Source organism: Pseudomonas cichorii (genome assembly GCF_003700275.1).
GTDB lineage: Bacteria > Pseudomonadota > Gammaproteobacteria > Pseudomonadales > Pseudomonadaceae > Aquipseudomonas > Aquipseudomonas cichorii_B.
The window spans coordinates 135646-144288 of record NZ_RBRE01000103.1 but is presented as its reverse complement, the minus strand read 5'-3'; the positions used below and the strand labels follow the sequence as shown (position 1 = coordinate 144288).

Here is an 8643-nt window from a genome sequence, read left to right as displayed (position 1 = left end):
TCATAAAATGTGTTTAATATTTATATTTTACGTTTATCCAACACTTTTATCAGCGCAGACCTGCGGACAAGACGCCCCGGCACTGCCGGGGCAGAAGCGCGTTGCCGCCTGAAACGGCAACGCACCCCGACCGGAACAGGAGCAAACTGCTCCAGGGTTTTGTTACCGGGACTCAAGCATCGAACGCAGCATCCATGCAGTCTTTTCGTGAACCTGCATACGCTGGGTCAACAAGTCCGCAGTCGGTTCGTCACTGACTGTATCCAGCAGAGGAAAAAGACTACGTGCTGTACGGACAACAGCCTCTTGGCCTTGAACCAGACTTTTGATCATATCTTCAGCACTTGGCACACCCTCTTCTTCCTTGATCGAAGACAGGCGAGCATAAGTCGAATAGGTGCCCGGCGCCGGGAACCCAAGAGCACGAATACGCTCGGCAATGGAATCGACAGCCAGTGCCAGTTCGTTATATTGCTCTTCAAACATCAAGTGCAGTGTGCGAAACATCGGCCCACTGACATTCCAGTGAAAGTTGTGAGTCTTGAGATAAAGTACATAAGTATCTGCAAGCAGATGCGAAAGACCGTCTACGATCGATTTGCGATCCTCTTCACTGATACCGATATCGATTGCCATGTTTCATGCCCTTTTAGATGAGGATTGGAAAGCAGTAACCGTACTACTCTATCAAGAGATAGCCTGCGAGTGCAGCCTTCTATTGGTACACGCACTCAAACAGGCACAGCCATGCAGCAAGGCTGCGCCTGAACCGTCAACCCTGTCAGACCCTCTGCCGCCAGAACCGGTTCCCGCGTGCGCAATGGCTCTAGCTCAGGGCTATCAAGGGTCTTTTCGGAAGACGCTTTACTGGCGCCAGCAAATCGGGCGAAGCCACGCAGGTACTTGATTTGAGTAGACTTCGGCTTTGCTGTTAAATAGACAGCGTGTCGCTACCAATCCTGCCATCCGGCTGTAGCGCATAGGCTGGACCATCGCTCGTGCAGCACGCCTCCACTTTTTCAGAAGCGTACCGGGCGTTACCCGCTATTTCCTTGTGATCCTTCTTAATGTGAGCTTTTTAAAATGTTGAAAATCGTCCACCTGGTAACGGGAGCAGCAGCTTTGTTGCTTTCCTTCATACCCAGCCTGCGTAGCGAGGCTACGTCCCTGCTACAACCCGATGCGCTTTATCTGGTTTTCTTCGGGCTGCTCAATCTGCTTCTTGCTCCAGTGATTCCCTATTGGAACCGGGGACCACGTCATAACCTGCAAAATCTGGTCAGCGCACTGCTTGTTATTGCTGTCATCGTACAAATCCTCACCCTGCTCGTTCCACTACAGACCATCGCGGGTCAACCGGCCATCATGGTCAGCATGATTGCCGCCATGGCTGCTGTTGCACTGCACCTGGGCGTCAGTTTCTACAGGTCCTCTCCTTCGCCCGTATCGCAAAGCCACGATCTGGGCAATCGCGATACCGGCACCGTGAAGTGGTTCAACACTTCCAAGGGTTTCGGTTTCATTTCGCGTGATTCCGGCGACGATATCTTCGTGCACTTCCGCGCCATTCGCGGTGAAGGTCATCGTGTTCTGGTCGAAGGCCAGCGCGTGGAGTTTTCCGTGATGAACCGCGACAAAGGCCTGCAGGCTGAAGACGTGATTGCGGCCCTGCCGCGCCGCTGATCTGTGCGGCAATAAAAAACCGCGCTCCTCAGCGATGAGAAGCGCGGTTTTTTTATGCGTGCAGCCTCAGTAATGAGGAGGCGGCGCGTCCTCGACAAAGGTATCGAACTGACTGCCCATTTCTTCCTGGCGCTTGAGCATCGCAGCCATTTGCAGTTGCAGCCGATCCAGCTCACGCCGCTGTATAACCAGCACATCGTTCAACGCCTGAATCGTATCTTCCTGAAAGGCCAGGCGGGTTTCCAGCTCCATGATTCGTTCTTCAAGACTCATGATCATTCACCCTCAAACCGGAAATCGTTCGGCAACACCGGCCGCAAACGCTCGACAACGGCGGCGAACTGCTCGTCCGTGTAAGGAAGAGCCGGATGCTTGCCCCATACAGGCGCTGGCCATGCAGCATCATCACGCTTGCGAACGATGACATGCATATGAAGCTGGCTGACGACATTGCCCAGCGCCGCGACATTGAGTTTATCAGCGTCGAATACGCCCTTCAGTATTTGCGACAGGGCTGTAGTCTCCAGCCATAGCTGCAATTGTTCCTGCGCTTCAAGCTGAAACACCTCACTGATATCAGGACGGCGCGGCACCAGAATGAACCATGGGTAGCGCGAGTCATTGGACAGCAACAGTCGGCACAACGGGAAGTCGCCGACCGGCAAAGTGTCCTGCTTGAGACGTGAATCCAGAACGAACACGATAAGACTCCTGATTGTCCGGTTGAATGCCAGGCAGGATACGCAGGATCGGGCAGCGCTTCACCCGGCAAAACACATTTCCTCAGCACGCTGCAACTCAGCGCCAAAAACACCTGCGCACCACCCTGCACCGCTTTTCAGGGACATCGCACCAATTTGATCCCGTCGCCCCCTTTACCAATCATCCGCAAGCGCTAGCCTTCGGGAGGCGAAAATCGGCAAAAACCGAGATCTGGACATAAAAATGAAACAGCGCCGTGCACACCATACGTCAAGACGAAGCCACGACCCCAAGCTATGGCAGCCACCTGATGCTGTGCACCAAAACGAAACACCTTGGTATACCAAAAGCGCGCGCAGGGCTGCGATTTACTCAAACGCCGGTGCCATCAGTAACATTTTTTGCTTTGCCACCCTCAAGCGGCCATTAACCGGCCTGCGCAGCGTGCTTTTCGTGCTGAAAAACAACCCAAACAAAATCATGAGGTTATGAGTGAAACTCCAGGTAAAAACTGAAATTTCACATTTTTTTTCAATTATTTTGAACTTTGTGCACGGTTGTTGCTTCAACACATCCATGGTCACGATGCCCCATGCGGAAACAGGGCTGTCGTGATCAAGGGAAATAGCGGTCAACAGCTTGGAGCACACACCCGAAGCTGAGAGTTCAACAAGGAAATGAGGCGTTTGCGACCTGCGCGAAACTTTTAGCGACATCGCCATAAAGATTACGTAAAGACAGGTCAGCAACTATCGTAACCACTGTCAGCGTGAGATAGATTTTCGCAGACAAAAAAAGAAAGAGCCGCCCAGATAAAAAAACAGGTGGGACGGCCTGAATCTTCTTAAAACCAAAGGAGCAATCACGATGAGAGTGATGAAGTGGAGCGCAATCGCACTGGCCGTTACGGCAGCCAGCGTCCAAATGGCAACAGCAGCACCGTTCGTCAGTGACCAGTCTGAAGCCAAGGGCTTTGTCGAGGGCAGCACTCTTAACCTGAAGTTGCGCAACTACTATTACAACCGTGACAAGAAAGAAACCTCTCAGGACGATCGCGACTGGACTCAGGGCCTCTGGGCCAACTACAGCTCGGGTTACACCCAAGGCACCGTCGGCGTCGGCGTAGATGCGTTCGGCTACTTCGGCCTGAAACTCTGGGGTCCAGACAAGTACTCTGGCTCCGGCAACTTGGTGACCAACAGACTGGGTGACAACGAAGACACTCAGGGCAAGCTCGGTGGCGCCGTCAAATTCCGCATCTCCAAAACGGAGTTGAAAGTCGGCGACATGCAGCCTACCAGCCCCGTATTTGCCGTGGGCGGCAGCCGCCTACTGCCTCAGACAGCCAGCGGTTTCAGCCTGCAAAGCAGCGAGATCAAAGGTCTGGATCTGGAAGCAGGTCACTATTACTCCGGCACCAGCCAGGATGACACCAATCGTAGCGGCAAGATTTTTGCCAACTACGCCAGAAACGGCAATGGCGTAGAGGCCAATAGTGCAGACTTCGTTGGTGGCAAATATGCCATCACCGATAATCTGGGTGTCGCTTTCTACGGCGCCAAACTCGAAGATATCTGGAATCAATACTACGCCAACGTGAACTACGCACTGCCTCTGGGCGGCGACCAGTCTCTGGCGTTCGATGCCAATCTTTATCGCACACTAGACGAAGGCAACGCCAACGCTGGTTCGATCAATAACACCACTGCCTCGGGTTCCGTTGCGTACTCCTTCGCAGCAGCCCATACCGTGACCCTGGCCTTCCAGAAGGTCGACGGCAACACTCCGTTCGACTACATCGGTATCGGCGACAACAACCGTGGTGGCGACTCGATCTTCCTGAACAACTCCGTTCAGTACTCTGACTTCAACGCACCTAACGAGAAGTCTTGGCAAGTGCGCTACGACCTGAACATGACTCCTTATGGCGTTCCAGGCCTGAGCTTCATGACTCGTCACGTTCGTGGTTACGACATTGATGGCACCAAGACACCGGCTGGCAGCGCATACGTTGGCATGTATGGCGACAACGGCAAACATCAGGAAACCGACTTCGAAGCCAAGTACGTGATGCAAAGCGGTCCAGCCAAGGATCTGTCTTTCCGTCTGCGTCAGGCATGGCACCGCGCCAACGCTGGCAACAGCTTCGACGGCGACGTCAACGAGTTCCGCCTGATCGTCGACTACCCGATTTCGGTTCTGTAACCGCAACTCAGGTATCTGCTACCCGAAAAAGCCCGGCAGGCCAAATGCCGGGCTTTTTCATGCGGCCCGAAAAATGCCGCCATGCGCTCCACGCCCGCCGCGCCCTGTACGCGACCGACACACCGCCGTACAATGCCGGGTCATTTCCAGTCCAAGCAACCGACAACGGCCAACCATGCGCACCAGTCAATTTTTGCTCGCCACACAGAAAGAAACCCCTTCCGATGCAGTCGTGGTCAGTCATCAGCTGATGCTGCGTGCTGGCATGATCCGCAAACTGGCTTCCGGCCTCTACACCTGGTTGCCCATGGGCCTGCGCGTACTGCGCAAGGTAGAAGCCATCGTTCGTGAAGAAATGGACGCTGCCGGCGCGCTCGAAATTCTGATGCCGGGCATCCAGCCCGCCGAACTGTGGCAGGAATCCGGCCGCTGGGAGCAGTACGGCCCCGAGCTGATGCGCCTGGTCGATCGCCACAACCGTGATTTCTGCCTGGGCCCGACCCACGAGGAAGTCATTACCGATCTGGCCCGCAACGAGCTCAACAGCTACAAGCAGTTGCCGATCAACATGTACCAGATCCAGACCAAATTCCGTGACGAGATCCGCCCACGCTTCGGCCTGATGCGCGGCCGTGAATTCGTCATGAAGGACGCCTACTCGTTCCACGCCGATCATGCCTCGTTGCAGGAAACCTACGACCGCATGCATCTGGCCTACAGCAACGTATTCAGCCGCCTGGGCCTGAACTTCCGCCCGGTCGAGGCCGACAACGGCTCCATCGGCGGTGCCGGTTCGCACGAGTTCCATGTGCTGGCAGACTCCGGTGAAGACGATATCGTTTTCAGCGACAGCTCCGATTACGCCGCCAACATCGAGAAAGCCGAGGCCGTGCCACGCGAGAAGACTCGCGGCGCAGCCACCGAAGAACTGCGCCTGATCGACACGCCTGACGCAAAAACCATCGCGCAACTGGTCGAAGGCCACAACCTGCCGATCGAAAAGACCGTCAAGACCCTGGTTGTCCACGCTGCCGAAGAAGGCAAGCTGGTCGCGCTGATCATTCGTGGCGACCACGAACTCAACGAGATCAAGGCCGCCAACCTGGAGCAGGTCGCCAGTCCGCTGGTCATGGCATCCGAAGCAGAGCTGCGTGACGCCATCGGCGCTGGCGCTGGTTCTCTCGGCCCGCTGAATCTGCCGCTGCCGTGCATCATCGACCGCTCGGTCGAACTGATGAGCGACTTTGCCGTCGGCGCCAACATCGACGACAAGCACTACTTCGGCGTCAACTGGGAACGCGACCTGCCGGTTCCGACCGTTGCCGACCTGCGCAACGTGGTTGCCGGCGATCCGAGCCCGGATGGCAAGGGCACCCTGGAAATCAAGCGTGGCATCGAAGTCGGCCACATCTTCCAGCTGGGCACCAAGTACAGCGAAGCGATGAAGTGCCAGGTCCTGGGCGAGAACGGCAAGCCGGTCAACCTGACCATGGGTTGCTACGGTATCGGTGTTTCGCGGGTCGTTGCGGCTGCCATCGAGCAGAACAACGACGAAAACGGAATCATCTGGAACGACACCCTGACACCTTTCCATATCGCACTGGTTCCACTGCGCTATGAAACGGAAGCCGTTCGCGAAGCGACAGACAAACTGTATGCCGAGTTGACCGCTGCAGGTTTTGAAGTCCTGCTCGATGACCGTGACAAGAAAACCAGCCCGGGCATCAAGTTCGCCGACATGGAGCTGATCGGTATTCCGCATCGCATCGTGGTCAGTGATCGTGGCCTGGCCGAAGGCAATCTGGAATACAAGAGCCGAGTCGAGTCGCAGCCACAAGCCATTGCGGTTGCCGACGTGCTGTCGTTCATCCAGGGCCGTGTGAAGCGCTGAGTGACAGGTGCGCCCGTCCATGCGGGCGCACCCCTCATCACCCGCCCAATCCGCATCAAGAGATCCCATGTTCAGACGAAGCCCCCTAAGCCTCGGCAGCGCCGTTCTATGCGGCACGTTCCTCGTCAGCGGTTGTGCCAATCAGTTGTCACAGCGCAGCGAGCACGAGGAGCGCGTAGAGCGCAAACTGCTCGAACACACGCTGCAGATCGATATCGGCGAGCCCAAGACCCTTGAGTTGCCACAGCGCCGGGTGCGGATCCACGAGCACAAATCCTTCGAGGTCACCGACTTTGAAGTGACCCGCCATTACGACCGCTACACCCCCTATCAACCCTGGCGTGAAATCTACGAGATTCCGTTGGGCGCCGTCGCCGTGGTTGCTGGCGTCGGAGCCAACGTGGTCAATGTGTTCACGCTGGGCAGTTTGCCGGACAGCGTTACCAAGGACTGGATCAATTACGGCGTGGCCGGCCTCAACCCATTCATGAACGCCCCTTCCCATGGCCGCGCCCAGCAGAACCTGGCAAGTATCGATGAAGTCCAGAAGGACAAGCGCATCGAGAACTCCACCCTGCCCTGGAATGAACGCCCGGTCATGGTCAAGGCCGGCAACGAAACCCACGAACTGAATACCGACCGTAACGGGATTCTGCGTCTCAACCTGCTCGACAGCCCGTTTGCCGAACAGGACCTGAGCCGGGTCACTCGCCTGTATCTCAATATCGAGGACGATCAGGACAACGCGCACGCCAATGCCAGCCTGCCGATCAGCCAGTCACTGCGCGGCAAGCTGCTGGAAGCGCATGAGCTGATCTACGACGATCTGGAAGACGATGAAGTCAAACAGTGGGTTCATCGGGTCAAGCGCCTTTCGGAACTGGGCCTTGAAGAAGAAGCCAGCGAGCTGGAGCAGAGCCTGATCGAGCTGACTCGCAACGATCCACAATTGCAAAACGAGTTTCTCAAGTCGCTGGCCAAGGACGCCGGACGCCTCGTTGCGCCAGCTACCGACCCGGATAGCGAATAAGACAGCGAACAACAAGCAGGCTCCCGAGACGGAGCCTGCAACTATCGAGCGAACAGTTCCAGTTGCTCATGAGCGGCGCGCAAATCATGCAACCGCACTCCAATCCCCAATAACCGGACCGGCTTGCCACCGCGGGCAAAAGCCTGGGTCAGCAATTGTTGGTAACTGCCCAAGTCCCGCCCCGCACCCGATTGCTCAAGCGTGGTCTGGGTAAAGTCATGGAATTTGACTTTGACGAACGGCTTGCCGGGTCGATATTGACCGGCTATACGCTCCATGCGCACGGCCAGCGTCTCCAGCAAGGCAGGCAGTTTTTCCAGGCAACTGGCCAGATCTGGCAAATCCGTATCGTAGGTATTCTCGACACTCACAGACTGGCGCCTGCTGTCATTCTGCACAGGGCGCTCGTCGATACCGAACGCCAGATTCCACAGCCGTTCGCCAAAACTGCCGAATTCACGCACCAGCGCCAGTTTGTTCCAGCGGCGCAGATCCACACAATTGATAATTCCCAGCCGCCCCAGCTTGTCGGCGGTCACCTTGCCGACACCGTGCAGCTTGCTGACCGGCAGTTCTGCGACAAAATCCTCGACCTGATCGGGGGTGATCACAAACAGCCCGTTGGGCTTTTTCCAGTCACTGGCGATCTTGGCCAGAAACTTGTTGGGCGCCACGCCAGCCGAGACAGTGATATGCAACTGGTTCGAGACCCGGCGCCGGATATCCTGGGCTATCCGGGTCGCACTGCCGGAGAAATGGCTGGCGTCGGACACATCCAGAAAAGCCTCGTCCAGCGATAGCGGCTCGATCAGGTCGGTGTAATCGCGAAAGATGCCGTGGATTTCCCGAGATGCTTCTTTATAGGCATCCATGCGCGGCTTGACGATGGTCAGGTCCGGGCACAGCTTCAAGGCATGTCGCGAGGACATCGCCGAGCGTACTCCATAGGCCCGTGCTTCATAGTTGCAGGTCGCAATCACCCCACGCTTGTCCGCCGACCCACCAACAGCCAGCGGCTTTGCCGCCAGGCTCGGGTCGTCTCGCATTTCGATGGCTGCATAGAAGCAGTCACAGTCGATGTGGATGATTTTGCGCTGAGTCATGAAAGGCGATTTTGCATTCAATGGCCGTG

The 8643-nt window shown here is 56.3% G+C and carries 9 protein-coding genes and 1 pseudogene; 5 read left to right on the top strand and 5 right to left on the bottom strand.

Annotated features, from left to right (window positions below):
- Positions 1 to 162 precede the first annotated feature (162 nt).
- Positions 163 to 636, bottom strand: coding sequence for a Dps family protein (locus ALQ04_RS26650; protein WP_122318772.1), 474 nt, complete (start codon positions 634 to 636; stop codon positions 163 to 165).
- A gap of 447 nt (positions 637 to 1083) precedes the next feature.
- Here ALQ04_RS26650 and ALQ04_RS27775 point away from each other — a divergent pair.
- Both ALQ04_RS27775 and ALQ04_RS27770 read left to right on the top strand, forming a co-directional pair.
- A pseudogene (locus ALQ04_RS27775) lies at positions 1084 to 1353 on the top strand (cold shock domain-containing protein membrane protein); the annotation flags it as partial.
- A 108-nt stretch (positions 1354 to 1461) separates the two neighbouring features.
- Positions 1462 to 1683, top strand: coding sequence for a cold shock domain-containing protein (locus ALQ04_RS27770; RefSeq protein ID WP_004667445.1), 222 nt, complete (start codon positions 1462 to 1464; stop codon positions 1681 to 1683).
- Positions 1684 to 1749: 66 nt separating this feature from the next.
- Here ALQ04_RS27770 and ALQ04_RS26640 read toward each other — a convergent pair whose 3' ends face one another.
- The 3 genes from ALQ04_RS26640 to ALQ04_RS26630 all read right to left on the bottom strand — a co-directional run bounded on the left by ALQ04_RS26640 (position 1750) and on the right by ALQ04_RS26630 (position 3107).
- Positions 1750 to 1956: a SlyX family protein gene (locus tag ALQ04_RS26640; protein WP_122318776.1), complete on the bottom strand. Its 207-nt coding sequence runs from the start codon at positions 1954 to 1956 to the stop codon at positions 1750 to 1752.
- A gap of 2 nt (positions 1957 to 1958) precedes the next feature.
- Positions 1959 to 2384, bottom strand: coding sequence for an HIT domain-containing protein (locus ALQ04_RS26635; protein ID WP_122318770.1), 426 nt, complete (start codon positions 2382 to 2384; stop codon positions 1959 to 1961).
- A 369-nt stretch (positions 2385 to 2753) separates the two neighbouring features.
- Positions 2754 to 3107, bottom strand: a complete 354-nt coding sequence (locus ALQ04_RS26630) for a hypothetical protein (RefSeq protein ID WP_147466634.1) — start codon at positions 3105 to 3107, stop codon at positions 2754 to 2756.
- A 145-nt stretch (positions 3108 to 3252) separates the two neighbouring features.
- Between ALQ04_RS26630 and ALQ04_RS26625 the strand changes: the two genes are divergently transcribed.
- The 3 genes from ALQ04_RS26625 to ALQ04_RS26615 all read left to right on the top strand — a co-directional run bounded on the left by ALQ04_RS26625 (position 3253) and on the right by ALQ04_RS26615 (position 7511).
- Positions 3253 to 4590, top strand: coding sequence for an OprD family porin (locus ALQ04_RS26625; RefSeq protein ID WP_122318768.1), 1338 nt, complete (start codon positions 3253 to 3255; stop codon positions 4588 to 4590).
- Between the two features lie 175 nt (positions 4591 to 4765).
- A complete protein-coding gene (locus ALQ04_RS26620) occupies positions 4766 to 6481 on the top strand; it encodes a proline--tRNA ligase (protein WP_122318767.1) in 1716 nt (571 codons plus the stop codon).
- Positions 6482 to 6548: 67 nt separating this feature from the next.
- Entirely contained in the window at positions 6549 to 7511 is a 963-nt protein-coding gene (locus ALQ04_RS26615) for a hypothetical protein (RefSeq protein WP_122318766.1), read from the top strand.
- Between the two features lie 41 nt (positions 7512 to 7552).
- On the opposite strand, the gene dinB is transcribed toward ALQ04_RS26615, so the two are convergent.
- Entirely contained in the window at positions 7553 to 8614 is a 1062-nt protein-coding gene (gene dinB / locus ALQ04_RS26610; RefSeq protein ID WP_122318765.1) for a DNA polymerase IV, read from the bottom strand.
- Positions 8615 to 8643: the final 29 nt, after the last annotated feature.

Excerpts from the sequence above, each read along its gene's own strand:
- dinB (WP_122318765.1), bottom strand. The coding sequence starts at position 8,614 with ATGACTCAGCGCAAAATCATCCACATCGACTGTGACTGCTTCTATGCA.
- ALQ04_RS26630 (WP_147466634.1), bottom strand. The coding sequence starts at position 3,107 with ATGGCGATGTCGCTAAAAGTTTCGCGCAGGTCGCAAACGCCTCATTTC.
- ALQ04_RS26640 (WP_122318776.1), bottom strand. The coding sequence starts at position 1,956 with ATGAGTCTTGAAGAACGAATCATGGAGCTGGAAACCCGCCTGGCCTTT.
- ALQ04_RS26615 (WP_122318766.1), top strand. The coding sequence starts at position 6,549 with ATGTTCAGACGAAGCCCCCTAAGCCTCGGCAGCGCCGTTCTATGCGGC.
- ALQ04_RS26625 (WP_122318768.1), top strand. The coding sequence starts at position 3,253 with ATGAGAGTGATGAAGTGGAGCGCAATCGCACTGGCCGTTACGGCAGCC.
- ALQ04_RS26650 (WP_122318772.1), bottom strand. The coding sequence starts at position 636 with ATGGCAATCGATATCGGTATCAGTGAAGAGGATCGCAAATCGATCGTA.
- ALQ04_RS26620 (WP_122318767.1), top strand. The coding sequence starts at position 4,766 with ATGCGCACCAGTCAATTTTTGCTCGCCACACAGAAAGAAACCCCTTCC.